The organism is Rhodococcus sp. ACT016 (genome assembly GCF_050477185.1).
Taxonomy (GTDB): Bacteria; Actinomycetota; Actinomycetes; order Mycobacteriales; family Mycobacteriaceae; genus Prescottella.
In genome coordinates this window covers 4,326,124-4,352,537 of record NZ_JBEAET010000001.1, presented here as the reverse complement: position 1 = coordinate 4,352,537, position 26,414 = coordinate 4,326,124, and the positions used below count along the sequence as shown (strand labels likewise).

Below are 26,414 nucleotides of genomic sequence, written 5' to 3'. Positions count from 1 at the left end.
ATGGGTAGACCACTATGGTGGCCGTCGTGTCCCGCCACACTCCCGACCGCCACGTGACCCTGCAACTGCCGGCCACCGATTCGCCGCTACGGCACCGCATCGCGGAGGCGATCGTCGAGCAGATCCGGCTGGGCCGGCTGGGGCCGGGTGACGTGCTCCCGGCGACGCGCGTCCTGGCGGCGGAACTCGGTGTGGCAAGAGCCTCGGTGGTCGACGCGTACGACGAACTCGGCGCGGCCGGCTACGTCGACGCGCGGGCGGGGTCCGGCACCCGGATCGCGGCGGGCGCGGACACCGCCGCCACCGCGGGCGCCGCCCCGCACGTCGCTCCCGGGGCGTCGCCCGCGGTGCCGCCGCGCCCGTCGCGGCCGACACCTCCGACGTGGGACCTTACCCCGGGGCATCCCGACACCGACCTGATCTCGACCACCGACTGGCGTCGCGCCTGGCGGGTGGCTGCCGCGGCACCCGTTCCGCTCACCGCGGCGGGGCCGGGTGGGCATGCCGAGCTGCGGCTCGCCCTGGCCGGGCACCTGCGCCGCACGCGTGGGATCGTCGCCGATCCGGACGACCTGATCGTCGTGCCGGGCGTGGCGTCCGCCCTGCGAGCGGTTGCCGCGGCCGCCGGGCTCGCGGGGCGTGATGTCGCGTTCGAGGAGCCGGGCTACGTCGAGGCGCGGCGGGCGCTCCAGATGTCCGGTGCCCGAACACGTTCCGTCGGGGTGGACGCGGACGGGCTCGACCCCGCGTCGCTGCGCGCCTCCGATGCGGCCGTGTATTGCACTCCGGCGCACCAGTATCCGCTCGGTGCGCGCCTTCCCGTGTTCCGTCGCGCCGACCTCGTCGCGTGGGCCGCCGAATCCGGTGCACTGCTCATCGAGGACGACTACGACGGCGAGTTCCGGTACGACGTGTCCGCCCTGCCCGCGCTGCACAGTGTGGACGGCGGGCGCGACTGCGTGGCCTACGTCGGCACGGCGTCGAAGGTTCTCACACCCGCGCTGCGACTGGCCTGGTTGCTGCCGCCGCGAGCGCTCCGGGATCGGGTCACCGAGGCGCTCGCGCTCAGCGGGGAGAGCGCCTGCACGGTCAGCGGGCTCGCGTTGGCCCGGTTCATCGAATCGGGCTCCCTCACTCGGCATCTCGCGAGGGCGTCACGCACGTACGCGGCCCGGCGAGCGGCTCTGGTCGGCGCGCTCCGGCGGCACTGCGCCGGTGTCGGGCTGGTCGGCGTCGACGCGGGGTTGCACGTGGTGCTCCGGCTTCCGGACGGAAGCGACGACACCGCGATCGCCGCCGCGTTGCGCGGCCGAGGCGTCACCGTGCCGCCGCTGTCCTCGTTCCTGGCCGATACCGACGGCCCGCGCGGGCTGGTGTGCGGATATGCGCGCCTGCCGGAGACCCGTGCGGACGAGGTCGCGGCCGTCGTTGCCGACGTCGTGCACCGAAACGCCCGGCCGGGGAACCATCCCGGCCGGGCGCTTCAGTAGCTTCGCGGACTGCTCGAACGGCGAATCAGAACGCCGCTTCGTCCATCTCCATGATGTCGTTGTCGAGGTGCGACAGGATGTTGCGGGTCGCGGTCATCTCGGGCAGGACGTTCTTCGCGAAGAACGACGCCGTCGCGACCTTGCCCTCGTAGAAGGGCTTGTCTTTGCCGGAGGCACCCTCGTCGAGCGCCTTCAGCGCGATCTCCGACTGGCGCAGCAGCTGCCAGCCGATGAGCAGGTCGCCGACCGACATCAGGAAGCGGACCGAACCCAGTCCCACCTTGTACAGCTCGGTGGGCTGCTCCTGGGCGCCCATGAGGTGGCCGGTGAGAACCGCGGCCATTGCCTGGACGTCCTCGAGGGCCGTCGAGAGCAGGGCGCGCTCGGCCTTGAGTCGGCCGTTGCCGGCCTCGCTGTCGATGAACTTCTTGATCTCGCCGGCGACATGGGCCAGCGCGACACCGCGGTCACGAGCGATCTTGCGGAAGAAGAAGTCCTGCGCCTGGATGGCGGTGGTGCCCTCGTACAGCGAGTCGATCTTCGAGTCGCGGATGTACTGCTCGATCGGGTAGTCCTGCAGGAAGCCCGAGCCGCCGAGCGTCTGCAGGCTCTCGGTCAGGTACTGGTACGCCCGCTCGGAGCCGACACCCTTGACGATCGGCAGCAGCAGGTCGTTGACGCGGTGTGCGAGCTGCGCGTCGGCGCCCGACACGAGCTGCGCCATCTCCACGTCCTGGTGGGCGGCCGTGTACAGGTACACCGCGCGCATGCCCTCGGCGTACGCCTTCTGCGTCGCCAGGCTGCGGCGCACGTCCGGGTGGTGGGTGATGGTGACGCGCGGGGCGGTCTTGTCCGTCATCTGCGTGAGGTCGGAGCCCTGGACGCGCTGCTTGGCGTAGTCGAGCGCGTTGAGGTAGCCGGTCGACAGGGTCGAGATGGCCTTGGTGCCGACCATCATGCGGGCGTGCTCGATGACGTCGAACATCTGCGCGATGCCGTTGTGGACCTCGCCGACCAGCCAGCCGACGGCCGGGGTGCCGTGGCCACCGAAGGTGAGCTCACACGTCGCGGACGCCTTGAGGCCCATCTTGTGCTCGACGTTGGTGACGAAGGCGCCGTTGCGCTCGCCGAGTTCGTTCTTCTCGAAGTCGAAGTGGAACTTCGGGACGAAGAACAGCGACAGGCCCTTGGTGCCCGGGCCGGCGCCCTCGGGGCGCGCGAGGACCAGGTGGAAGATGTTCTCGAACAGGTCGTCCGAGGTGGCGGACGTGATGAAGCGCTTGACGCCCTCGATGTGCCACGTGCCGTCGTCCTGCTTGATGGCCTTGGTGCGACCGGCGCCGACGTCGGAGCCGGCATCCGGCTCGGTCAGCACCATCGTGGCGCCCCAGCCGCGCTCGACGAGCGTGGCGGCCCACTGCTTCTGCTCGTCGGTGCCGTTGTTGAAGAGCACGTTCGCGAAGGACGGGCCGGCGGCGTACATGAACGCGGCCGGCTGCGCGCCCAGCAGCATCTCGGCGATTGCCCACACCACCGCGCGGGGAACCGGAACGCCGCCGATCTCCTCGCTCAGGCCCATGCGGTACCACTCGGCGTCCCACATCGCCTTGAACGAGTTCTTGAAGGACTCGGGCAGGGTCGCCTCGTGCGTCTCGGGGTCGAACACCGGCGGGTTGCGGTCGGCGTCGGCGAAGGCCTCACCGAGCGGGCCCTCGGCCAGGCGCGCGACCTCGGACAGCATGTCCTTGACGGTGTCGGCGTCGAGGTCCCCCCACACGCCCTCGCTCAGCGGCTTGTCCAGACCCAGAACCTCGAAGAGGTTGAACTCGAGGTCGCGGACGTTGCTCTTGTAGTGGCCCATGTTCTCTCCCTGAAGTGGCACTGCGTTGGTGCGGTCTTTCTTTCCGTCGAGTACCGCCCAAGTAGCTACTCGCCGGTAACTTAGCCGATGTTACTCGCGATTAAGTTAGCTGCCAAGGGCGGGCCTGCGGGCGACCAGAAGCGCGTCGATCGCGGTGCCGCCTTCGACGTCCCGATGGCGCCGTTCGGCCACCGTCACGTCGAGGCGTCCGTTCAGATCGTCCTTCAAATCCTCGGGCGTGTAAAGGATTTCGGGGTCCTGAGGGCCGCCGACGCCTTCAGTGGGATTGGTCGCGTCGTGCCCGAGGATCATGAGGATTCCCTCGGGTTTCAGCGCATCGATGATGCGGCTCACAAGCGTGCGACGCTGTGCCGGATCGAGGTGGACGAAGATCAGGAGAATCAGGTCATAGCCGGACGGATCGTCCAGCGCGGCGGCCGTCGTGACGTCGTCCACGACGTACGTCAGACGCTCGCGCACCGACCGCGGCGCCTGCGCCGCCACCCGCCGGGCCTTGTCGATCGCGACCGGCGAGAAGTCGACACCGGTCGTCTGCCACCCGCGCGTCGCGAGCCACAGTGCGTGCCGGCCCTCGCCGCACGCGAGGTCCAGCGCCCGACCGGCGGGTAGTGAGGTCGCGAACTCGACCACCACCGGATTCGGCGGCGCCCCCCACACCATGTCGGTCTGCGAATACCGGTCGTCCCAGTCCTGTGCATCCATGGAAACGACGGTATAGCCGGGTCACGTCCCGTGCCCGGCGCCCTCGCGACCGTTCATCCCCCGCGGGGCGTCAGCCGACGGTGATACGGCGGTGCGCCAGCTTCCAGCGTCCGTCCTCGTAACGGTGCGTGTCGTCGTAGCGTCCGACGCCTGCCAGCCGCGGCTCGGTGGTTGTGTCCCGGAAGAACAGCCAGTACGCCGTCGACGACGCCTCGGTCTCCGAGTCCAGCGACACCGCGACGGTCGTGATGACGTGTCGGCTCGACGTGCCCGGGCCCTGGACGCCGCCGGCACGGCGCTCCCGCACGCCCTCCTCGATCACGGCAACGCCCTGGCGCATCTGGGCGGCCATGCCGGTCACAGGGTTGGGCTGCGACTCCCAGATCGCGTCGGCGGTGAAGTGCTCGAGGTACTCCTCGACGGTGCCGTCGTCGGCGAGCTGCGCGATCCGGGCCAGTAGATCCTGGATCTCGCCGCGCGGGTCGGTGCTCTTCTGCTGCTCCACGTCGCCTCCACTCGCCCGAACCAATCGTTTGCTTGGGTCGACGGTAGCAGTCGCACACGCGTTTCGCGTCGATCGCACACCGTTTCGGTGCACGACCGGGTGCGACGTCGGTAGCGGGTGTGTGCCGCCGGCGGTCAGCGCTGCAGCGTCGTGTGCATCAGCAGGACGTTGTAGTTGGAGTGGACTGTGGTGAGGAAGTAGAGGTCGGGGCCCGACGACCACGGGTGCATGTACGCGCCGTACATCGTGGGGAGTTCGCCGCTGTCGATGAGGACCTCGGGTGCGCCCCACGGCCCGGTGGGCGTGGGCGCGCGGCGCATGACGACGGAGTTGTGGTCGTCGGTCGTGAGCATGAGGTACTGGCCCAGGAAGTCGTTGTACTGCACCGAGATCTCGCCGACGCCACCGAAGACGATCGGCGCCGCGACGTCGGGGTTCTTCGGCACCCATTTGCCGCCGTCCCAGTACTCGTAGGCGCCGAGGTCGCGGATCTTCTGCTCCGGCACGCGCGCGACGTAGACGAGTCCGCCGCGGCCGGGCGGGGTGCCGTACTGGTAGACGAAGCCGTCGGCCTTGAGAAACGCTCCCATCTGGAAGTTGCGGTTGCCGGCGACGGGGGGACGTCGGGTCTCGGTGGCCTCGGTCCAGTTCTCGCCGTCGTCGGTGGAGAACGCCAGGCTCGAGTAGTTCGTCTCCCACTTGCCGGGGTCGCCCCAGTCCTTGACCGACATCATGCTCATGTACTGCACGCCGTCGGCCGCGACGCCCGCGGTGGGGATGCGGCTGATCTCGACGAACGGGATCTTAGGGCTGGGTATGAGCTCCTTCGACTGGCCGACGATGTCGCGGGGTGTGCTGTCGAAGGTCATGCCGTCGGCGAGGTCGTGGTCGGAGCTGCGGAAGAGGACGTTGCTGCGCCACGACCACAGGCTGCCGACCAACAGATTCGGGATGCCGAGCCCGGCCGTGTCGCCGAACGCGGTCAGGACCTGTCCGTTGCCGTTGTCCCACATGATGCCGAGGTCGGTGCCGAGCACGTTGTAGTCCTGCGTGCGGTTGGCGCTGAGCAGTCCCGTCGCCTGCGCCACGGCCTGACTTCGACCGTGCAGGGCCGGTAATCCGTTCGTGCCATTGAGAACGGGAATCGGATTGACCGAATTCGGGTCGGCGCCGGCGGGGGCGGAGAAAGCCAGCACGGACGCGGATGCGCATATCAGGGATGCGACTGCGGAGTGCACTCGGTTCAGCCTCACGGATGTCCCCATCTGTGGTGGATAGCGGGATCTACCTGGTGTTATGCCCAGATCTCGACCGTCTGATCATTCGTGCGAGCGCGTTACAGGCTAGCAGGGGAATTGAATTCGAAGCCCGGGATCCGGGAATTGACGTAACTGCGGCGTCGCCATTCATGGAATTGCCCGAATTGGAAGCGGGAGCGGTGGCGAGGGTGAAATGTCGCGGGTGTCCGCCCGATCCGGCCGGGCCGACGTGTCGCGCGCGGCGTGAGATCGGGATACCCGAGTGATAGTGCAGGTCCGGTTCGCGAAGTACCGTGTCGTGATGGGCGGGGCCGCGTGAGCCCCGAGATATTGCTGAAGAGGAGACCGAACATGGTTGCGCAGATCTCGAACTCCACCGAGGTCAGGCAGTCCGCCATCCTCGGGTTGGGGGTTTACCGCCCGGAGCGGGTCGTGAGCAACGACGAGATCTGCCAGACGATCGACTCCACCGACGAGTGGATCCAGACGCGCTCGGGCATCAAGAACCGCCGATTCGCCAACGACGACGAGTCCGTGCTCGCGATGGCCATCGCGTCCGGTCGCAAGGCGCTCGAGGCCAGCGGCATCAAGGGCGAGCAGATCGGCGCCGTCATCATCGCGACGTCCACCTACCCGTTGCAGACGCCGCACTGTGCGGCCGTGGTCGCCGACGCGCTCGGCACCGGCGGTTCGGCCGCGTTCGACGTGACGGCCGGCTGCGCGGGCTTCTGCTACGCACTGTCCGTCGCGTCCGACATGGTCCGGCTCGGCACGGAGGACTACGTGCTCGTGGTCGGCGTCGAGCGGATGACCGACAGCACCGAGCCCACCGACCGCACGGTGCGGTTCATCTTCGGTGACGGTGCCGGCGCGGTCGTGGTCGGGCCGAGCGAGACGCCGGGCATCGGCCCGGTCGTGTGGGGCTCGGACGGCTCGCAGGCCAATGCGATCCGCCAGGAGCCGGACTGGCTGTCGTTCGCGAAGGATCCGTCGCAGCGTCCGTGGATCAAGATGGAGGGCACGACCGTCTTCCGCTGGGCCGCCTTCGAGGTCGGCAAGATCGCGCTGAAGGCCGCCGAGCGGGCCGGTGTCACGCTCGAGGATCTGGGTGCGTTCATTCCGCACCAGGCGAACGGCCGCATCAACGAGGTCATCGCGCGCCAGATCAAGCTGCCCGAGTCGGTTCCGGTGTCGGACGACATCGCCGAGACGGGCAACACGTCGGCGGCATCGATTCCGCTGGCGATGGAGGAAGTGATCCGCACCGGCAAGGCGAAGCCGGGCGAGCTGGCGCTGCTGGTCGGCTTCGGCGCCGGCCTGTCGTACGCCGGCCAGGTCGTGACCCTGCCGCCGCTCGCCCAGGACTGACGCAGAACCGACCTAGGTCGACTGACGGGCCCGCTCGCGCTGCGAGCGGGCCCGTCATCGTTCGTTCGGTCAGTTGTCGGTCAGGAAGGCGTCGATCAGCGCCAGTTCGTCCTCGTCGAGCGGACGGCGCAGATGATTGACGTTGCGGGCCACCTGGGCGGGGGACGCCGAGCCGATGAGCACCGACGCGATCTGCGGCCGGGCGTCGAGCCAGGCGAGTGCCAGTTCCGAGAGCTGCCGGTCGAGCTTGGCCGCCAGGGGCAGCAGCTCCTCGACTCGGGACAGGGCGTCGTCGGTCGCGGTGGCGGCGAAGTACTCGGACTTGTCGAAGCGTGATCCGGCGGGGAACGCGCTGCCCTTGCGGTACTTCCCGGTCAGCAGGCCGGCCGCGAGCGGGTAGTACGGAATCACCGCCAGCCCGCGCTCCGCGCAGGTCGGCACGATCTCGGCCTCGACCTTGCGCTCGAGCAAGTTCCACTCGATCTGTGCGGCCACGAACTGCGGCAGCGTGCGCTCGCGCGCCGTGTCGACCGCGTGCGCGATCTGCTGGGCGGAGCTGTTCGAGCACGCGATGTGCCGCACCTTGCCGGCCTGCACCAGCCCGTCGAGCGCGCCCAGGGTGTCCTCGATCGGGACGTCGGGGTCGGTCATGTGCTGGTAGTAGAGGTCGATGTGGTCGACGCCGAGCCGTCGCAGGCTGGCGTCACACGCGCGTCGGACATAGTCGGGGGCCGAGCCGCGATCGGTCTCACTCATCGGTGCGCCGAACTTCGTTGCGATGACGGCCTGGTCGCGGCGACCGGCGAGTGCGGCGCCCAGGATCTTCTCGGACTCGCCGGTGGAGTAGACGTCGGCCGTGTCGAAGAACGTGATCCCGTGCTCGAACGCGGCGTCGACGACCGCGTGCGACTCGGCGGCGTCGATCCGTGAGCCGAAGTTGTTGCAGCCCAGGGAGACCTTCGAGACGACGAGATCGGTTCCGGGAAGCGTGGCGTACTGCATGGTGGGGGACATCGAACTCCTGACGCTGACACTCGAGCGGGCGGACGATCTGCCCGATTTCGGACTGTACGCCCGCGACGGTGACGGCCGCGAGGCCGAGTTCCGGTGTGTGGTAAGACGCGTTTTTCGGACCCGATAGGATTCGTCGCTGCGAACGTATGTGCGAGAGAAGAGGGTTCGGTGCGTCGGTTTCTGGCGGTGTTGGGGTCGGTGTGTCTGGCAGTGATCATGGCGGTTGGCTACGTCCTGGTCGACGAGTGGTTGGGTACGGATGACGGGGGTCCCGGATCCACGCCGCGGACGATCCCGGCGGGGGAGTTGTCGGGGCTGCTCGCGCAGGTCACCGTCGCACCCGAACTGCCGATGACCGGCTACAGCCGAGAACAGTTCCCGCACTGGGACCTGAACAAGCCCGAACACGGCTTCGGTGCGGACTTCGCGCAGTACGGGCGGTGCACCACGCGTGACGTGATGATGCTGCGCGACGCGGTCGGCTCGGTACGGCTGGACCCGAAAACCTGTGCACTCACGGTCGGTTCGGGCGGGGGATGGCAGGACGAGTACGGGTTCCTCGACCGCAAGACCGGTGAACTGAAGCCGTACAAGTGGATGACGGAGTCGTCGGCGGTGGATGCGGAGCACATCGTCGCGCTCGCGGAGGCATGGCGCTCGGGCGCGGCGGCGATGGACGAGGACACGCGCCGTCGCATCGCCAACGACGCCGTCAACCTCGTTGCGGCGGATCCGTCGGCCAACCGGTCCAAGGGCGATCAGGACGCCGCGAATTACCTGCCGCCCGGGAAGTTCCGGTGCACGTACGTCGACCGATACCTCCAGGTGAAGGTAAAGTACGGACTGTCCGTCGACCCCGCCGAGCAGGCCGCTCTGCGGACCGCCGTCGACACCTGTGTCCTTCAAGGAGGCTCCGGATAAACGACATCGTCGCGATCCCCGTTCAGGCCGCCGTCATGACCGCAGAGGAAGGGACGGTGTCCGGGGCGCTCGATGTCACCCTCGACGACGACTACCGGGGCCTGGTGCGCTACCGCGGCACCGAAGCCTGGTTGACCATCGGCAACCTCGACGACGAACCGCCCCGTGTGTGGGCGACCGTCGCCGAGCTCGCCGACGCGATCGAGGCGGACAGCGGGGCCCGGGACCCGGCCGGCAACGTGATCCCCTTCGAGGCGTGACGGCGCCGGCCGTGCTCAGATGCCGACGGCCGTTTCGAGTGCGTCCAGTTCGGCGTCGAGACCGTCGAGGATCGGGGCCAGCTGCGGCACCGCCCGACGACAACCGGTGAGGCCGAACGCGATCGAGTTGTCGGTGCTGGTGCAGGTGATGTTGAGGGCCTGGCCGTCGAGCGGGAGCGACAGCGGATACAGCGCCTCGAGCCGTGCCCCGTTCCAGTACAGCGGGGAGTTCGGGCCGGGGACGTTGGAGATGACGAGGTTGTAGGGCGGGCGCACCGGCCCGTGGTGCCCCAGCAGCATGTCCAGGGCCAGCGGTGCCGAGCCGAGTGCGCTCATCGCGAGGATCTGGGCGGTGCTCATCCCGCGCAGCGCGGCCTTGCCCTCCACCATGGACGTGCGGATCCGTTCGAGTCGCGCGGCCGGGTCGGTCAGGTCGGTCCCGAGGTTGCACATGAGGGTGCCGATTCGGTTGCCGCTCTGCTCGTTCGGTGCGCTGATCGGCTGTGGCTGCTCGCGTTCCCCGCGCAGCGACACGGGCACCATCGCGACCAGCGACCGGTCCGGTAGGGCGCCGTCGCGCTCGAGGTACCTGCGCAGCGCGCCGGAGCACATCGCCAGCACGACGTCGTTGATCGTGGCGTCCGCGTACTTCGCGACCAGCCGCAATCGGTCGAGTGACCAACTGCGGGCGGCGAATTGGCGTGCCCCGGTGATCGGCACGTTCAGGACGGAGTGCGGCGCAGCGAACGAGACCGGCCCGCCCTGGTTGCGGAAGGCACGCAGCACTGTGTCGGCCACCGCGGGGACCAGTCCGGTGGCTTCGCCCACCACGTCCACGGCGGTGCGCACGGCGGACAGGGGGAGATCGAGCAGTCCGCCGTCCGCGGCGGTCGGCCGTTCGGTGTGGCCCCGAGGTTCCCACGGCGCCGGCATGTCCCGCTTGTCGGAGTCGATGCTCAGCGAGCGGCGCAGCAGACGCATGGCGCTGACGCCGTCGGCGACGCTGTGGTGGATCTTGGTGTAGACCGCGTAGTGGCCGTTGGCGAGTCCCTCGATGAGGTGGATCTCCCAGAGGGGGCGGTTGCGGTCGAGCAGCGTGCTGTGCAGTCGTGACACCAGCGCGGACAACTCGCGCATCCCGCCGGGCTGGGCGAGGGCATCGTGCCGGATGTGGTGGCCGATGTCGAATTGGGCGTCCGGTTCCCAACTCCACTGTCCGAGTGAGGAAACCGACCGGCGAGGGCGCTTGCCGAGCAGGGGCGTGACCTGATTGCGCGCGATCGCCTGGTCGAGCATCTCGCGGACGTCGTGCGCATCGGCACCGTCCGGTGGCTGAAGCAGGACTAATCCGCCGACATGCATGGGATGCTCCCGGGACTCACCGTGGAGGAAGACGGAATCGGCCGGTGACATGGGGAGCGGCATACGGGTCGCCCTTCGGTTTGTCGCGCCCGGAACGGGCACGGAATGTGGGGTCGATCACGGAATGCTGTCAGTTGTACGTGATCGACGCCGACGGCGCCACTTGTCAAATGTCCAGGTAAATGTGCCTTTTTGGGTGTTTGCCGGAAGTGTCGGACGATTCGTCCGGTTGTCGGAGCGCCCGCGCCGAACCAGGCCCGTGCCAGGGCTCGTCGAGAGTCGGCGTCGTGGGGGTGGCCGGATTCGGCGTCATTCCGGAAGGGGGTATCGACGCGGCGGGAACGGATTGTCCGCCTTCTGATTTGCGGCACTGCGGCACGCAATGTGGGTGCCTGGGCACGGGCTACCGATCGGGTGCGTGAGCCTCCACGTCGGCGTCAGTCGCGCGGGTGCGGGGAGTCCTCGGTCTCGAGAGCGGCCGGATCCCAGTCGAGTGTGGATCCGAGCTCCTCGCTGTCGGCGCGACGAATAACGCGTCCGATCAGCAGCGCAGCGCCGAGGGCGACGACGATCCACGCCCCCAGTGCGATCCACAACCATGACATGTCTACTTTTTTAGCACCGCACCCTGTGAATAGGCCAAGGTTGGGCTGAAGTCGGATCACGCCAGCGAGATGGGCTCCGGGGCGACGCGGAAGAGGGTGCGTGCGTCGTTGACGGTCAGAACGGTCACCTCGAGGGCACGGACCTGAACCAACAGTCCTGCCTCGGCGGCGGTGCAGATGCCGTCGAGGACGTCGTCGTCGACCACCGCGTAGGCGAGATCTCCCCGCACGACATCGCTTCGGCCGTGGCCGAACGCCCGCGCCAGCTCGCCGGCCTCGTCCAGGGCGGTGGAACTGCCGATGAACACGACATCGCCCGTGATGGCCGTGACGGTCGCCTGATCTCCGAGTTCGTGGTTCATGAGACTCCCTGTTCGCGACTTTTGGCGGTACAAGTACCCGTTCGAGCACCGTTTGGATGCTCGCCCGACGACGACCTCGCCGATCGCGAGGCTCTCGGAATGGTAGAGCGCCGAGTCGCTGAGCGCTCGCTCAGGCGGCACTGCACCGGTCAAGTGTTCCGGAGCGCGAACCGTCGCGTTGACAGTCCGGCGGCCGCATCGAGAGGGCGTCGAGTAGCCGGAACCGAGGTACGGACCAGTTCGTTTGCCGTATCTTTTCTTCTACCCGCACGGTTACGGGTGTCGCGCACCGTAGGTGCGGTGACGAACCGGACGGCAACCGGCAGAGGGGCGATATGCGTATTCGGCTGGCGCGCTGCGCCGCAATCATCGGTACCAGTGTTGCGCTCGCGGCGTTGTCGGCGACCGGCGTCGTGCAGGCGCAACCGGCTCCGTCACCGGCAGACCGACTCCCCGCGGACCTGGTCGCGGCCATCGAGCGCGACCTGCACCTGACTCCGGAGGAGTATCTCGCCCGCGCCGATGCGGCGCAGCAGGTGGCGGGGTATGCAAGCGACATGCGCCGCGTCGACCCCGGCGGTTTCGGCGGCGCGTGGCTCGGCGACGACGGCACCCCCATCGTTGCGGTCGGGTCACCGGCTGCCGCCGCCCGCGTCGCCGCGGCCGGCTATCGCGCCGAGGTCGTGTCGACCCCGCTCGACGGCATGGAAGGTGCACTGGCCCAACAGAAGCGGCTGTCGGATGCGCCGCCGACGACGCCGCAGTTCCATGTGGCATCCGGTACCGACCCCATCGGTGGGGATGCATACATCGCCGCCACCGGTCCGCTGGCCACGGCGCAGCCCCTTCTGGTGTGCTCGTTCGGGTTCACCGCGGCGGACAGAGCTGGGACGCCACTGGTGCTCAGCGCCGGTCATTGCGATCCGAGCAGGGCGACGACGGGAACGGCGAACGCGGCATCGGTGTACGCGCCGACTCCCACCAGTATCCGCACCAGTCCCCGGGTCGGCGACTTCGGTGCGTCCGGCATCGGCCCCTCGGGCGGGGGACTCGACTACTCGGTGATCAGGCTGACGCCGGAGGCCGCTGCCGCCGGTCTCGGCCGGCCCGAGGTGCGCGGCGGACCCACCGGCGTTCTCACTGTGACCGGTACGGCGGTGCCCGTCGTCGGTGCGCCCGTGTGCAAGTCGGGTCAAACGTCCGGCTACACGTGCGGGAAGGTGCTCGACTCCGACTTCACCACGGATCTGTTCGGGGACGGCGGCGAGAGTTGGAGCGTGCGCGGGTTCACGGACAGCGCGTGCACCCTCGCCGGCGACAGCGGCGGCGCGATCGTCACCGGCACGCTCGCTCTGGGCATCACCAGCGGATCCAACGTCGCCGACGCCGCGGACTGTGCGCGTGCGGCTGCCGCCCCGGGCGGGACGATGAGCTTCGGCATCCCGGTGCGCGCCATCCTCTCCCACGTGAACGGGTCGTCGTGTCCGGCGGGTCCGGGTGTCGGCCTGCGCACCGCCTCGCATCCGGCCGGGTTGTGCGAGACACCCGAGTCGATGGTCGGCGGCACGAGCCCGCTCGGCAGCCTCGGCTCGACTGGGTCGTAGTCGCCGGAAACGCACGCTGAGCATGAGCCGGACGCTCCCGACACGCTTGGAATTGCGATGAAATCGAGGTGGTCGGCGGAGATACTCGAATCACGGGCGAGCGCCGACAACCCTCGAGAGAGCGACCGACACACATGACGAACAAGAACAGTGGCTCGAATGACGCGGAATCCCCCTCTCGGCTGATCGACGAGAGGATCCGGGAGTTGGGGGACTGGCGAGGCGAGATGCTGTCCCGGATACGGGGTCTCGTCCAGCAGGCCGAGCCCGACGTGACCGAGGAGTGGAAGTGGCGAGGGGTTCCGGTCTGGTATCGCGCCGGAATGATCTGCACCGGTGAGACGTACAAGAAGGTCGTGAAGGTCACCTTCGCCAAGGGTGCCTCGTTGGACGATCCCGCGGGTCTCTTCAATTCGAGCCTCGAAGGCAACACCAGGCGCGCCATCGACTTCCACGAGGGCGACGAGATCGACGAAGAGGCGTTCATGGCCCTCGTTCGCGCCGCCGTGGCGCTGAATATGTCCTAGTCCCGTGCGTCCCCGCCCGCGACCGCGGGTCGCGTCGTCGGTGGACCCGGTGCGTGGCGTGCCCGAATTTCGATGCGACAGAAGGCACAGAGTGGATTAGTGTCACTTTTTGCCGCCTCGACGGAAGGTCGGGCGGCACTTTGAGCCGCCGCAAACGCCGGTGGGTGTCCAATGAAGTCGGGGAGAGAACATGGGCTCGTCTGAAGCAGATCTTGCAATGCTGAAGAAGATTCAGCCGATCGTCAGCGGCGTCGGAACCATCATCGGTGGCGTCGGTGCGATTCTGGGCCTGATCGGCGCAGTAGCCGCGTTCGGCTGACGCCGAGCCGTATCGGACAACATCCCGGACCCGAGTCGGGCGAACTCGACACAGGTCCGGGATGTTGCGCTGTTCGGTGTGGTCGATGACGTGCCGTGACTGTGGGTGAGCCGGCGCCTCACGCCAACCGCGGCACTCAGGTGTACTCGACTGTCACCTTGTCGATGGACCCGTTGAACGGGAACGGTGCTCGGTCGTAGTAGTCGAGGGAGACGGGGGAGCCGAGGCAGGTTCCGATATCGAGGCAGTCGTTGGCGGTGAACAGCAGCGGCGCGCTGACCGGCACGGCCGTCTTGGCCACCACCTGCCCGTCGACGCTCATGGTCACGTTCAGCGGGCCGCCGGGACGCGCCTCGGCATATTCGGTGAGCACCTCGATGGTGTGCTTGCCGGGGGATACCGGTGCGGTAGAGCGCATCTTGGTCCGCATCAGGATGAACAGGTTGTACTCGTAGCACAGGTAGCCGTCGTCGATGAAGCACGTCAGACCGCCGCCGTTGCCGCCGAGGGCATAGAGCACTCCGCTCGCCGCGTCGGGAACCGTCAGCTCGATGGTGACCCAGTTGTTCTTGTTGCCCAGTGCGGGCGCACAGAACTCGGGCATCCGGACGACGTCGCTGGTGAATTCCCAACTGGTGTAGGGGGTGGTGATGCGCTGTTCGGGATGAATTGCGACCACCCAGAGCCCACCGCCAACGGGCAGGACCTTGTTCTTGGCGGCCTCGATCGCGAACAGTTCGCGCAGCTGGGCGAGTTTCTCGGGATGCTGCTCGGCGAGGTCGCGGTTCTGGGTCCAGTCCTCGTCGAGGTTGTAGAGCTCCCAGGTGTCGTCGTCGGGGCTCCAGTCGCGGATGCCGCCGGGTACGCCCTTCAACCACGGTGCGCGCGGGCCGAACGCCGACGCCATCCAGCCATCGTGGTAGATCGAACGGCTACCCATGATCTCGAAGTACTGGGTCAGCTTGCCGGCCTTCGCATCCCGGTCGACCAGGGTGGGGGCGAAGCTGGCGCCGTCGATCGGGTCCTGCGGGATCCCGTTCACGGTCCGCGGCGGGGTGATGCCGACGATGTCGTAGAAGGTCGGCACCAGGTCGTTGCAGTGCAGGAACTGGGTGCGCGGCGTCGGATCCGGGGTGATCTTCTCGGGCCACCGGGCGACCATCGGGTTGCGGGTGCCGCCGAGGTGGGAGGCGAGCAGCTTCATGCCCTTGTACGGCGTGCTGCCCGCCCACGCCCACCCGGCGTGGTACATGTTGTCGGTCTTCGGGGAGCCGAGCACGTCGAGCCCGCCGAGTTCCTCGAGTGCAGCGATGTGCTGCGCGGTGGTGGTGGGAATGCCGTTCTGGGCGAGGAGCTCACTGATGGTGCCCTCCTGGCCCTCACCCGACGAGCCGTTGTCGCCCCAGATGTAGAGGACGAGGGTGTTGTCCCGGTAGCCGAGATCGTCGAGCTCGTCGATCAGCCGCCCGACCTGGACGTCGCAGTGTTCGGCGAACCCGGCGGCGACCTCCATCAGACGCCGCTGGAACGGCTTCTCGTCGTCCGGGATGTCGTCCCACGCCGGCATCGTGGGGTCGCGGTCGGTCAGTTCGGCGTCCTGCGGGATCCACCCCTTGTCCTTGGCCCGCTCGAAGACCCGCTCGCGGTAGGCGTCCCAGCCGTCGTCGAACTTGCCGGCGTAGCGGTCCGCCCACTCCTTCATGATGTGGTGCGGTCCGTGCATGCAGCCGCTGGCCCAGTACATGAAGAACGGTCGATCGGCGTCGAGCGCCTTGTGCCGGCGCAGCCAGCCGATCGCGTCGTCGGCGAGGTCCTCGCTGAGGTGGTAGCCCTCCTCGGGCGTCTTCGGCGGCAGCACGACGGTGGTGTTGCGGACCAGGTTCGGCTCGTACTGGGAGGCCTCGCCGGCGAGGAAGCCGTAGAAGTAGTCGAAACCGACACCGGTGGGCCAGTTGTCGTACGGGCCGGCGGCGGTGGTCTCCTCGGCCGGGGTGTTGTGCCACTTGCCGAACGCGGCGGTGGTGTAGCCGTACTGGCGCAGGACCTCGGCGCCGGTAGCGCTCGACTTGGGGATGTGGCCGGAGTAGCCGTCCCAGTCGTTGGCGAGTTCGGCGATCTGCCCGTTGCCGACGCGGTGATGGTTGCGCCCGGTCAGCAGCGAAGCGCGGGTCGGCGAGCACATCGCGGTGGTGTGGAAGCGGTTGTAGCTGACGCCCTCGCCGAGCGTCCGTTCGAGCGTCGGGGTGTTCACCTCGCCGCCGAATGCGCTCGGCAGGCCGGGACCTGCATCGTCGATGAGGACGACGAGGATGTTCGGTGCATCTTCCGGAAGGTGCCGGGCCTTCGGGCGCGGGTTGTACACCGACTCCTGCATGGTGCGGCCCGCTATGCTCCCCGACGGTGTCGGTGGGAACGGGAGCGTCTCGCCACCTGGAATCTGCTCGGCGCCGAATTGGTTGGTGGTCATCCCGCTCCCTCTGTCGGCGATCCCTGTCTCTCAAGGGATCTCGCGTCTAGTCCAACGCGAAGATACTCCGGCAGGTTCGATGGATGAAGGGGATACTGTCGAGTTCACCCGCCACGGGTGAATTCGACATGTCGGCGCCCACCGCGGGCCAGGCGCGTAGCCCGTGGGTAGCTACGTGGCCGCAATATGCGCTTCGAGCAGATCGAGATTCTCGCCGCGGTCGTCGCCGAGTTTGGCCAGCAGCCCGGTGGCCAGCAGTAGCCAGGACAGTAGTTGTGTACCCAACTTGCCGTCGAACGCCGGGCGGAAGTGAATGGTCTCGGTCACGATGTGGCCGCAGTCCGCGGGTTCCATCGTGAGCATCACGTTCTGTCGGATCCCCCGCTGCTTGCCGGTGAACTCGAACACTTCGTTCGGCACGTGCCGGGTGATGGTCCACCGGACGACGTCCAAGTCGCATTCCTCGCCGTGCTTGCTGTCCCAGCAGTCTCCGGCGGCCATCGCAAAGTCCGGCCCGAGCACGGTCTCCGTCTTGTGTTCCTCGTACTGCGCAGTCTCGGACGGGTGGGTGAAGGCGTGCCAGATGAGGTTCGGGTCCCCCTCCAGGCGTCGCCAGTTGGTGAACGATGCGTAGCCCATGACTGCCCCCAGCGATCGGCCCCGCCCGCTGTGATCACGTCGACGCGGGGCGAGGGTTGTTTGTCCGAAAGGGTAGCTTTCAGGTGGGACAGCCTCGGCCGCGCGTATTCCCGGCTGCGTGCACCGCCGTTGCATCGATTTCTCGGCGAGAGCGGTTTCTCGGCGGCAGTGCCCGGGAACTCTTCGACGGTGAGTACAGAACGTAGCGGCACGGACCCGCACGGACGCGGCACCGGTGGGGTCCCGGCGGACCGGAAGACCGCCCGTGACGCGACCGGTGCACAAAGGTTCGTGCCGGCGTCGACCAGTGTCCAGCAGTTACGTGAAGCGGCCGGCGATTGCCACGGGTGTGGCCTGTACCGCGCCGCGACGAAGACCGTGTTCGGGGCAGGCTCCGCGTCCGCCGACGTATATACGTCACGAACGCGGTCAAGCACTTCAAGTTCGTCAGGGCGGAACGAGGGAAGCGGCGGATCCACCAGAAGCCCGGCCGTACCGAGGTGGTGGCCTGCCGTCCGTGGCTGATCGCCGAGATCGAGGCGGTTCGCCCCACTGTGGTGCTCTGTCTCGGTGCCACGGCCGCGCAGTCGCTGCTCGGCCCTTCCTTCCGCGTCACCGCGCATCGCGGGGAGGCGTTGCGATTCGACGACGACGTCGCGTCCGGACTGAACCCGGCGGTGTACGCAACGATCCATCCGTCGGCGGTACTGCGAGGTCCCGAGGAGGACCGCCACGACGCATTCGCGGCGCTGGTCGCAGATCTCCGGACGGCGGCCGGCGCTGTGCACGACGCCGGGTAGGGGCGCCCCACCGGATCTTGCTTCCTTCCCTCGCCCAGACCGGTTTGTCGGTGCCGTGTGCGACGGTCGTCCCCCGACGGAACGGCAGAGTCCGATCGTCGGGGATTTCAGCGCACATGTGGGAGGTACGAGGCGCACGTGGGGGACATCGTTTCCGCGATCGTTCTGTTGGCGGTCGTCACATCGATGGTGTTGTCGGTGCGGCAGTTGACCCGCAGCACCGTGCGCCGCGCCGAATATCTGGCCACCGTGCGAGCGATCCGCTGGTGGATGGTGCCGGCGGCGATCGTTCAGCTCACACTGGTGGCCACCACCTTCTGGGCACTGACCGTCGTCGCGCCGTTCACGAGGTTCGGCTGGTGGGTTGCCCTCGGCGGAACCGGCAACATCTCGCTGGGGCAGACGGGCAAGGACGGTATCGGCTGGACGCTGCTGGCGGTCGCCGTCCCACTCGGCTTGGCGCTTCTGGTACCGCTACTCGCTCATGACGAGGAGCGAATCTTCCGGGCCGGTGCCGAAGGGTGGACCGCTGGTCGTCGGATCCGGAAGCAGGTCACCTTCGGGCTGATTCATCTGACGATGGGTATTCCGGTGGCGGCGGGGATTGCTCTCGTGATCAGCGGGTTCTACTTCGAATGGGTGTACCTGCGTGCGGTGCGACGTCACCGTTCGGAGATCGATGCGCTGCGGGACGTGCCGCCTCCCGCCGAGGAGGCCTGTCCTCCGCTACCGGTCGGCGCACCCTACGACCCGAGTGAATGGGACCGCGTCCAGATGGTCCGGGCCGAGGTTCGAGCACGCAACATGCAACGTCGCCTGGACTGGGAGGAGGGCACCGACGAGGAGACCCGCCGCTCCCGCGCGCAGCGAGCCGCGCTCCGGGCGCCCGCGGTATCGACGGCGGCTGCGGCGCACGCCACCTCCAACTGGCTTATTTGCGGGACGCTACTCTTCTTCATCATCTCGGAACTGGTCGCGGGCTGAGGGTAGCGCGAGACTATCTGCGCACCAGAAATTTTCGCGACGACCACTGCGAGATGTGACCCGGTGCTCGACGGTGGCAAGCTTGTTTCGACACGAGCGCTCGGCCCGAACACTAGACTGATCACCTCCGACGAGGAGGGTGCGATTGTTGGTATTCGGTGAGCCCTACCAGGTAAGTGACGACATCACGATCGTCACCGTGTCACGGAATGGATGGGGGCGTCGGCCCGAGCACCCGGTCGGCATCTACACAATCAGAGCTGACGGAACAACGTGGACGCCGGTGGTCGACACCGGCCGGCACGCGTTGATCGGCGTATGTACGGGTTTCGCGGCGGCGGTGATCGGCAGCCTTGCCGTCCTACGGCGACCTCCATGGCCGGAGATGACCGAGCGAGTCATGGCCCGGTTCGCGGAAGCGCGAATTGTGGCGGCAAGCAAGAGGACCGGACGCAGTGATGGGTGACTGAACCCGGATCACTTCTCCAGCAGTGGGTTACGTCCGGCGGTCAGGTACTGCTGGGCGGCCTCGGAGAAGGCTCGGATCCGGTTCGTGGTGGCGGCGGTTCGCCAGATCAACCGCCATTCGAAGGGAAGGCCGTCCCGGATGGGCAGGTAGACCACGTCCGGTCGCGAGTCGTACCGGGCTGCGTGGGTGGGCACCGGGAACACGCCCTGGCCGGCGCCGACGAGGGCCAGCATCTCCTGCACCGTGCCGAAGTCGGGGCCGCGCTCGATCATCGCGCCGCCCGGCGTCGTCCGCGGTACCGCAGCCTCGTCCACCTCGTCGGGGAAGCCGCGGGGGCGCAACACCTTTGCCTGAGCAAGGTCGTCGAGGGCTACTGATTCGCGACGCGCGAGCGGGTGCCGAGCGGAGACCGCGAGGACGGACGGCTCGCGCAGCAGCACGGGGCTCTGGTCCAGGTCACGGACGTTCGTGGTGTCGGCTGCGGCGACGAGGACGTCGACCTCGTCGGCCGCCAGCAGCCCCACGCCGTCGCTGTAGCGGCTCTCCCGGATCTGCACGCGGCAGCCGGGGTGGCGTGCGTGGAAGACGTTCGCGATCTCGAGTACGAGCTGGCCGATCGCGGTGCCGACGAAGCCCACCCGCAGCACGCCGTCGAGTCCTCGCCCGGCCGCGATCGCCCTGGCGATTCCCTCGAGGATCTGCCGGTACGCCGGCCGCAGATCCTCCTCGAGCCGTCGACCGACAGGAGTCAGCACCACCCGTCGGCTGGTCCGTTCGAACAGCGAGGTCCCGATGCGGCGCTCGAGCGTCTTGACGGTCTGACTGACCCGCGCCGTGGACACGTGCAAGCGCTCGGCGGTGCGGCCGAAATGCAACTCCTCGGCCAGCGTCAGGAATATCTCGATGTCACGCCGCTCCATGCAGAGCCTCCGTTCGTCCACCCACAGGTTAACGATCCTTGCGTGAACAGCCATTGTTCGCTCGGTGGCCCCGGCCGATCGTGGATGGGACGACAAATTTCGAGCAACAGGGAGCACGACATGACCGCACACAACCGGACTTCACCGACACTCGTCCTCGGCGGCACCGGCAAGACGGGTCGCCGCGTCGCACAACGACTGACCGCGCTGGACCTGCCCGTACGTATCGGAACTCGCGCGGGCGGGGTTCCGTTCGATTGGGACGATCCACAGACCTGGGAGCCCGCGCTCGACGGCATGAAAGCTGTTTACGTCTCGTACTACCCGGACCTTGCCGCGCCCGGCGCGGCCGCGGCGATCGCCTCCTTCGCCGAACTGGCGGTGGATCGCGGCGCGCGACGTCTGGTGCTGCTCTCCGGTCGAGGCGAGATCGAGGCCCGCACCTGTGAGAAGGCGCTGACGGATTCGGGCGCAGATGCGACGATTCTGCGCTCGAGTTGGTTCAGTCAGAACTTCAGCGAGAGCTACCTTTTGGACCCGATTCTCGGTGGCCGGGTGTTGCTGCCGGCCGGCGACGTTCCCGAGCCGTTCGTCGACGCGGACGACATCGCCGACGTCGCGGTCGCGGCACTCACTCAGCCGGGACACGTCGGCGAGGTCTACGAACTGACCGGCCCCCGGGCGCTCACCTTCTCCGAGGCGGTCGCCGCCATCGGCGACGCCGCAGGACGCGAGATCGACTACGTCCAGGTGCCCGCCGCGGACTACGCGGCCGCACTGGCTGCCGAGCAGGTTCCGGGCGACGTGGTCGAGTTGCTGATGTACCTGTTCACCACGGTCCTCGACGGTCGCAACGCGACGCCGGGCGACGGCGTCCAGCGTGCACTGGGCCGATCTCCGGTCGACTTCACCAACTTCGCCGTCCGCACCGCCGGCACCGGCATCTGGAACGTGGGGTGACCGGCATGAACATCAAACTTCTCCAGTCGATTTCGCTGTTCGGCGCGTGCCTCACCAGTGGGCTCGTGGCCGGACTGTTCGCGGGCTTCGCCTACGCGGTCATGCCGGGGCTCGGCCGCTCCGACGACCACACCTTCGTCGAGGCGATGCAGAAGATCAACGTGGCGATCCTCAACGGCTGGTTCATGTTCTGCTTCGTCGGTGGGCTCCTGCTCACCGTGGCGGCACTGCTACTGCACCTGCGATCCGGGAACGGCATACTGCCCTGGATCATCGCCGCACTCGTGCTCTACCTGGCCATGTTCGTGATCACCGGCACCGTCAACGTGCCCCTCAACGACGAGCTCGCCCGGGCCGGCGAACACCTCACGGATCCCGCTGTCGTGCGCGCGCACTTCGAATCCCGGTGGGTGACCTGGAACATCGTGCGCGCGGTTGTCACCACGGTGGCCTTCGCCGCTCTCGCCTACGCGCTCGTGTTGCACGGACGCGCGGCCGCGACGTCGACACCGCCCTTGGACAGCGGCCACTCCGAGAGTGCCCGCGCCGTCCAAGGCGTTGGGGCGCAGCAGAACTGGGACCCGATCTATTCCGGGGGACAGAGCTGGGGCGTGCCTCGCCGGTAGGCGTGCCCTCACGGGGGCAGGATTCTCTCTAGCTCTGTTCGATCAGTTCGATCGACTGCTCCCGCATCTCGATCTTGCGGATCTTGCCGGTGACGGTCATGGGGAACTCGTCCACGAGGTGGACGTAGCGGGGGATCTTGTAGTGGGCCAGCTTTCCGGTGCAGAACGCGCGCAACGACGCGGCGTCGAGGGGCGCTGCGCCCTCGCGCATCCGGATCCACACCATCAGTTCCTCCCCGTACTTCGGGTCGGGGACGCCGATCACCTGGGCGTCGAGGACGTCGGGGTGGGTGTAGAGGAATTCCTCGATCTCGCGTGGGTAGACGTTCTCACCACCGCGGATCACCATGTCCTTGATCCGGCCGGTGATCGCGACGTAGCCGTCGGTGTCCATCACCCCGATGTCGCCGGTGTGCATCCACCGCGCGGAGTCGATCGCCTCGGCGGTCTTGTCCGGGTTGTCCCAGTAGCCGAGCATCACCGAGTACCCGCGGGTGCACAACTCACCGGGTTCGCCGCGCGGCACCGTCAACCCGGTCGCGGGGTCGACGATCTTCACCTCGAGATGCGGGCCGACGCGGCCCACCGTGGACACGCGTTGGTCGATGGTGTCGTCGCGGCGGGTCTGCAGCGACACCGGCGAGGTCTCGGTCATGCCGTAACAGATGGACACCTCGGCCATGCCCATCCGCTCGATGACCTGTTTCATCACCTCCACCGGGCACGGCGAGCCGGCCATGATCCCGGTCCGCAGGCTCGACAGGTCGTAGGTGTCGAAGTTCGGGTCGGCGAGTTCGGCGATGAACATCGTCGGCACCCCGTACAGCGACGTGCAGCGTTCGGCCTGCACCGCCGCCAACGTCGCGGAAGGGTCGAACGATAGACCTGGAATCACCATCGCGGCCCCGTGGCTGGTGCAGGCGAGGTTGCCCATCACCATCCCGAAGCAGTGGTAGAACGGCACCGGGATACACACCCGGTCCTGCTCGGTGTACCCGCACAACTCGCCGACGAAATAGCCGTTGTTGAGGATGTTGTGGTGACTGAGCGTCGCACCCTTCGGGAATCCCGTTGTCCCCGAGGTGTACTGGATGTTGATCGGGTCGTCGGCGGAGAGCGTGGCCTGCGCTCGGGCAAGCACGTCACGGCCGTCGCCGAGGGCCCGGCGCCCGTTCTCGAAGAGCTCGTCCCACTCCGCGTCGCCGAGCAGCACGACGTGCTCGAGCGCGGCGCACTCCGGCCGCACCTGCTCGATCATGGCGCCGTAGTCGGACGTCTTGAACGACGGTGCCGCGATCAGCATCCGGATGCCGGCCTGGTTCAACACGTACTGCAGCTCGTGGGACCGGTAGGCGGGGTTGATGTTGACCAGGATCGCGCCGATCTTCGCCGTCGCGTACTGCACCATCGTCCACTCCGCGCAGTTCGGTGCCCAGATCCCGACCCGATCGCCCTTCCCGATCCCGATGCCGAGCAGTCCGGCCGCGACCGCGTCCACGTCGGCGGCCAGCTCGCGGTAGGTCCACCGGCGTCCCGAGCCCCGATCGATCAACGCATCCCGGTCGCCGTGCGCGGCGACCGTCCGATCGAAGTTGTCACCGATCGTGTCGCCCAGCATCGGCGCATCCCACGTTCCCGACGTGTAGCTGGTCGATGAGTCGAGCGTCGACATTCCGGTCATCAGAGGCACCTCCGTGGGTGGGCATGCTGGTCGAGCGGGGTTCGCAGTTGTCGAATCCTGCTCCAGGAAGGCGATGTGACACACCCGACGCATGTCGAAACTTCCCTGCCCGGCGCCCGACGAACGTATCCCGGCGATCGGCCGGTACGTCCATCGCAGCACGGCGGCGTCACCACCCCCGGGTCGGGACCGGGGTCCTGAGCATCCGACGTGCGGCGGCAGAACCGACACAAACGGTCGACGTGCGTCGGATGAGACGGGATGTGCCTTGCGCCACCATGTGATTCGACCCAACTCCTTCCGAAGGCAGGAGGCACCCCCGTGCCCGTCATCGACCCCGATCGCACCTGGGACATGCTCGAACAGCGTCTCGCCGGGACCACGGTGTCACACAGCTCCGGTCGAAGAACGACTCGGCCGATGGAGGTGCGACGGTTCGTCAGAGCCGACGAACGAGCGTGAATCCCTGTGTGCGTTAACAGCTGGCGGTCGAGCACCGGGGACTCATGCGGCCTCCAGGTCGTGCAGGATCCGGCGCAGGTGGGCAAGGGCGTGTTCGTCCTCGACAGCGATGTCGCCGGTGGAGTCGAAGCGCTCGTCGCGGTCGACGAGAGAGTGGAGTTTCGTCGCGACCGCGTGACGAACCGTTGCCGGTGCTGCCGCAAGCCGTTCGGCGAGCCGGAAGCCGAGGTCGCGCGCCCACCGGTCGGTCGAGGCACCCGCGACGACCTTGACGATTCGTGCGGCAGCGTCGGGCAGCGGCAGCCCGGCGTCGAGGAGGGCGATCGCGGCGGCGGCGCTGGTCTTGACGATCGGGCCGTTGTAGTCCTTGCGGTCGGTGACGACGAGGTCGGCGAGCAGCGCTTCGAAGTCGGTGCGCGTCGCGGGCGGGAGCAACTGCCGAGCGCGCCAATCGAGTGCGAGTCCGAGGGCCTCCTCGATCGGGCCGCGACCGGCGTCGATGATGCTGCGCAGCACAGGCCAGCCGGTTGCAGCCTCGCCCGAGTCGACCGCCGCGAGGATGCGTAGCGCGGTGATCTGGTCACTTCGCTGGTAGTCGCTTGTTGCGGGCTTCTTACCGACGAGGCTGCGGCACCAGTCGAGGAAGCGCGGGTAGGTGCGGTCGGCCCAGTGCGCGAGCACCTCCGACTCCTGGTACTCGAGGTCGGCGTCGAGCACGCGATGGAAGTCGTCCGGGTCCTTCGTCAACCGTGCGAGAGCGAGCAGCACGGTCGCGTCACCGGTGACGCTGACCTCGCGGATGCGGTCGATGCTGGCGGTGTCGTCCCACGCCGCGAGCGCGGCGGCGGCCTGCCTCGGCGCGACCGCGAGCAGCTCCCGAACCTCGGGCAACGCGTCAGCGGCGACCTCGGCAGGCCAGGTGGCGAGCAGGTCGACGAGGTGTCCGGCGCCGTCACGGGACGGATCGGCCGGAGGCTGCTGCCGCAGCGCCTGCCGGAGACCGGCGATGAGCATGGTGGCGGACGGGGCGTGCTCGCGCACGAGCGCGTAGCCGAGCGCGGAACGCCCCGACGCGGACGTGGCAACCATGAGACCGCGTGCGGCGGGGTTAGTGAGGAGGACCTGGGCCATGGGGCGAGCCCACCGTCCGTCGCCGGCCCGCAGCAGCGCGAAGGCGGAATCCGCGCGAGCATCCGTGTCGAAGGTGCTCGACCCGATGGCGGATGTGCCACCGGCAGTGACCCGTTCGGCGAGGGCGACGAGCGAATCGCAGACCTCGGGCGTCGGCGGGCACTGCCGGAGCGCCGCGATCATCGCCTCCGGCATGGCTTCAGGCAGCGCCGCAAGTGCAAGCAGTCGGCGGATCGCGGCCGGAGCGTTGCTCCGGGAACCGACGACGACATCGACCAGCCCTGAGATCGTCGTCTCGTCCGGCGTCGGCAGCGCGGCCAGTACGTGAGCCGACGCCTCGGGGTTGACCTCGCTCAACCACTCCGGGAGGTTTGCGACACCGAACGCGATGCGCGGCGCCACCTCGACGGCGCCTTCCCAGCCCGCCACCAGCGCGTCGAGGTCGGCGGTGTCAGTGCCCCCGGCCGCGATCCGCGCGAGCGTCGCGGCCATCACCAGGTCGGGATCCCCGTCGGCAAGCGCCGCCGAAACATCGACACCGAGCGTCGTGAGCGCGGCGACACACGCCTGCTCGACCTGCCCCGCCGGGCGGGCGCTCGCCCGCGCCGCGAGCGTATCGAGGGCAGCGGAATCGGCCGGCCGCGCCTCGGCCTGCAGCAGTGCTGCGGCCGCGGCCTCCGGGCCTTCGTCGGCGATCAGTGGTCGTACGAGCGCAGCGATCCCGGTCAACGAGTCTCGGGCCGACCGGACGAGGCCGGCCGTCTCGGCGTCGTCCAGCTCGACCTGTTCATAGCCGCGCACTGCGTCGGCGAACATCAGCAGCAACCACGCCGTGTTCTCCGCATCGGCGGTTTGTCGTGCGCCGAGTAGTGACGCGATCGACGCCATCGCCGGCGCGGTCGAGTCGTAGAGGGTTCCCTGATGCAACACCGCCGCCCACAGTTCGTGCAGCGACTCCTCGACTGTCGCCGCGCCGGCCAGCCCCTCGATCCAGCCGGGAACATTGCTCGCATCGCCGTATGCATGCTCCAGCGCCGGCCAATCGACCTCGGCGATGTGGGTGTGCCAGTGCACGCTGTCCATGGGGGTCTCCTC

The 26,414-nt window shown here is 68.1% G+C and carries 23 protein-coding genes and 1 pseudogene; 11 read left to right on the top strand and 13 right to left on the bottom strand.

Annotated elements, in window-relative coordinates:
- Positions 1-26: 26 nt before the first annotated feature.
- A complete protein-coding gene (locus ACQ5DX_RS19975) occupies positions 27-1,490 on the top strand; it encodes a PLP-dependent aminotransferase family protein (RefSeq protein ID WP_430334221.1) in 1,464 nt (487 codons plus the stop codon).
- A 25-nt stretch (positions 1,491-1,515) separates the two neighbouring features.
- Here ACQ5DX_RS19975 and ACQ5DX_RS19970 read toward each other — a convergent pair whose 3' ends face one another.
- The 4 genes from ACQ5DX_RS19970 to ACQ5DX_RS19955 all read right to left on the bottom strand — a co-directional run bounded on the left by ACQ5DX_RS19970 (position 1,516) and on the right by ACQ5DX_RS19955 (position 5,844).
- Positions 1,516-3,351 (bottom strand): acyl-CoA dehydrogenase, encoded by a 1,836-nt coding sequence (locus ACQ5DX_RS19970; protein ID WP_430334220.1) that lies wholly within the window; start codon positions 3,349-3,351, stop codon positions 1,516-1,518.
- A 105-nt stretch (positions 3,352-3,456) separates the two neighbouring features.
- Positions 3,457-4,074, bottom strand: a complete 618-nt coding sequence (locus tag ACQ5DX_RS19965) for a class I SAM-dependent methyltransferase (protein ID WP_430334219.1) — start codon at positions 4,072-4,074, stop codon at positions 3,457-3,459.
- A gap of 70 nt (positions 4,075-4,144) precedes the next feature.
- Positions 4,145-4,579, bottom strand: a complete 435-nt coding sequence (locus ACQ5DX_RS19960; RefSeq protein ID WP_430334218.1) for a nuclear transport factor 2 family protein — start codon at positions 4,577-4,579, stop codon at positions 4,145-4,147.
- A gap of 134 nt (positions 4,580-4,713) precedes the next feature.
- The gene (locus ACQ5DX_RS19955) at positions 4,714-5,844 is read right to left on the bottom strand and encodes a DUF4185 domain-containing protein (protein ID WP_430334217.1); all 1,131 of its coding nucleotides are present in this window, start codon (positions 5,842-5,844) and stop codon (positions 4,714-4,716) included.
- Positions 5,845-6,189: 345 nt separating this feature from the next.
- On the opposite strand from ACQ5DX_RS19955, the gene ACQ5DX_RS19950 reads away from it, so the two are divergent.
- Entirely contained in the window at positions 6,190-7,206 is a 1,017-nt protein-coding gene (locus tag ACQ5DX_RS19950; RefSeq protein ID WP_430334216.1) for a beta-ketoacyl-ACP synthase III, read from the top strand.
- A 69-nt stretch (positions 7,207-7,275) separates the two neighbouring features.
- On the opposite strand, the gene ACQ5DX_RS19945 is transcribed toward ACQ5DX_RS19950, so the two are convergent.
- Entirely contained in the window at positions 7,276-8,220 is a 945-nt protein-coding gene (locus ACQ5DX_RS19945) for an aldo/keto reductase (protein ID WP_430334215.1), read from the bottom strand.
- A 168-nt stretch (positions 8,221-8,388) separates the two neighbouring features.
- On the opposite strand from ACQ5DX_RS19945, the gene ACQ5DX_RS19940 reads away from it, so the two are divergent.
- Complete coding sequence (locus ACQ5DX_RS19940; protein ID WP_430334214.1) at positions 8,389-9,141, top strand: HNH endonuclease family protein; 753 nt, start codon at positions 8,389-8,391, stop codon at positions 9,139-9,141.
- 35 nt (positions 9,142-9,176) lie between these two features.
- Positions 9,177-9,401, top strand: a complete 225-nt coding sequence (locus tag ACQ5DX_RS19935; protein WP_430334213.1) for a hypothetical protein — start codon at positions 9,177-9,179, stop codon at positions 9,399-9,401.
- 15 nt (positions 9,402-9,416) lie between these two features.
- On the opposite strand, the gene ACQ5DX_RS19930 is transcribed toward ACQ5DX_RS19935, so the two are convergent.
- The 3 genes from ACQ5DX_RS19930 to ACQ5DX_RS19920 form a co-directional block, all read right to left on the bottom strand.
- Positions 9,417-10,826 carry a WS/DGAT/MGAT family O-acyltransferase gene (locus tag ACQ5DX_RS19930; RefSeq protein ID WP_430334212.1) on the bottom strand — a complete coding sequence of 470 codons (1,410 nt, stop codon included), beginning with the start codon at positions 10,824-10,826 and terminating at the stop codon, positions 9,417-9,419.
- Positions 10,827-11,200: 374 nt separating this feature from the next.
- On the bottom strand, positions 11,201-11,368 hold the full coding sequence (locus ACQ5DX_RS19925) for a hypothetical protein (protein WP_430334211.1): 168 nt from the start codon (positions 11,366-11,368) through the stop codon (positions 11,201-11,203).
- 56 nt (positions 11,369-11,424) lie between these two features.
- Entirely contained in the window at positions 11,425-11,730 is a 306-nt protein-coding gene (locus ACQ5DX_RS19920; RefSeq protein ID WP_430334209.1) for a hypothetical protein, read from the bottom strand.
- Positions 11,731-12,065: 335 nt separating this feature from the next.
- Between ACQ5DX_RS19920 and ACQ5DX_RS19915 the strand changes: the two genes are divergently transcribed.
- Together ACQ5DX_RS19915 and ACQ5DX_RS19910 are read left to right on the top strand one after the other, a co-directional pair.
- A complete protein-coding gene (locus ACQ5DX_RS19915) occupies positions 12,066-13,334 on the top strand; it encodes a S1 family peptidase (RefSeq protein WP_430334208.1) in 1,269 nt (422 codons plus the stop codon).
- Positions 13,335-13,468: 134 nt separating this feature from the next.
- Complete coding sequence (locus tag ACQ5DX_RS19910) at positions 13,469-13,861, top strand: DUF1801 domain-containing protein (RefSeq protein ID WP_430334207.1); 393 nt, start codon at positions 13,469-13,471, stop codon at positions 13,859-13,861.
- A gap of 455 nt (positions 13,862-14,316) precedes the next feature.
- Here the strand turns inward: ACQ5DX_RS19910 and ACQ5DX_RS19905 are convergent, their stop codons facing one another.
- Positions 14,317-16,647 (bottom strand): arylsulfatase, encoded by a 2,331-nt coding sequence (locus ACQ5DX_RS19905; RefSeq protein ID WP_430334206.1) that lies wholly within the window; start codon positions 16,645-16,647, stop codon positions 14,317-14,319.
- A gap of 171 nt (positions 16,648-16,818) precedes the next feature.
- Positions 16,819-17,286, bottom strand: a complete 468-nt coding sequence (locus ACQ5DX_RS19900) for an SRPBCC domain-containing protein (RefSeq protein WP_430334205.1) — start codon at positions 17,284-17,286, stop codon at positions 16,819-16,821.
- 291 nt (positions 17,287-17,577) lie between these two features.
- Between ACQ5DX_RS19900 and ACQ5DX_RS19895 the strand changes: the two are divergent.
- From ACQ5DX_RS19895 to ACQ5DX_RS19885, 3 genes and pseudogenes are all read left to right on the top strand, one after another.
- A pseudogene (locus tag ACQ5DX_RS19895) lies at positions 17,578-18,086 on the top strand (uracil-DNA glycosylase family protein).
- A gap of 138 nt (positions 18,087-18,224) precedes the next feature.
- Complete coding sequence (locus ACQ5DX_RS19890; RefSeq protein ID WP_430334204.1) at positions 18,225-19,070, top strand: hypothetical protein; 846 nt, start codon at positions 18,225-18,227, stop codon at positions 19,068-19,070.
- Positions 19,071-19,215: 145 nt separating this feature from the next.
- A complete protein-coding gene (locus ACQ5DX_RS19885; RefSeq protein ID WP_430334203.1) occupies positions 19,216-19,536 on the top strand; it encodes a hypothetical protein in 321 nt (106 codons plus the stop codon).
- 11 nt (positions 19,537-19,547) lie between these two features.
- Here ACQ5DX_RS19885 and ACQ5DX_RS19880 read toward each other — a convergent pair whose 3' ends face one another.
- Positions 19,548-20,459: a LysR family transcriptional regulator gene (locus ACQ5DX_RS19880; protein ID WP_430334202.1), complete on the bottom strand. Its 912-nt coding sequence runs from the start codon at positions 20,457-20,459 to the stop codon at positions 19,548-19,550.
- A gap of 120 nt (positions 20,460-20,579) precedes the next feature.
- Between ACQ5DX_RS19880 and ACQ5DX_RS19875 the strand changes: the two genes are divergently transcribed.
- Complete coding sequence (locus ACQ5DX_RS19875; RefSeq protein WP_430334201.1) at positions 20,580-21,419, top strand: NmrA family transcriptional regulator; 840 nt, start codon at positions 20,580-20,582, stop codon at positions 21,417-21,419.
- A 5-nt stretch (positions 21,420-21,424) separates the two neighbouring features.
- Positions 21,425-22,045, top strand: a complete 621-nt coding sequence (locus tag ACQ5DX_RS19870) for a DUF1772 domain-containing protein (RefSeq protein WP_430334200.1) — start codon at positions 21,425-21,427, stop codon at positions 22,043-22,045.
- A 28-nt stretch (positions 22,046-22,073) separates the two neighbouring features.
- Here the strand turns inward: ACQ5DX_RS19870 and ACQ5DX_RS19865 are convergent, their stop codons facing one another.
- Together ACQ5DX_RS19865 and ACQ5DX_RS19860 are read right to left on the bottom strand one after the other, a co-directional pair.
- Entirely contained in the window at positions 22,074-23,726 is a 1,653-nt protein-coding gene (locus tag ACQ5DX_RS19865; RefSeq protein WP_430334199.1) for an AMP-binding protein, read from the bottom strand.
- A gap of 504 nt (positions 23,727-24,230) precedes the next feature.
- Positions 24,231-26,402: a hypothetical protein gene (locus ACQ5DX_RS19860; protein ID WP_430334198.1), complete on the bottom strand. Its 2,172-nt coding sequence runs from the start codon at positions 26,400-26,402 to the stop codon at positions 24,231-24,233.
- Positions 26,403-26,414 lie beyond the last annotated feature (12 nt).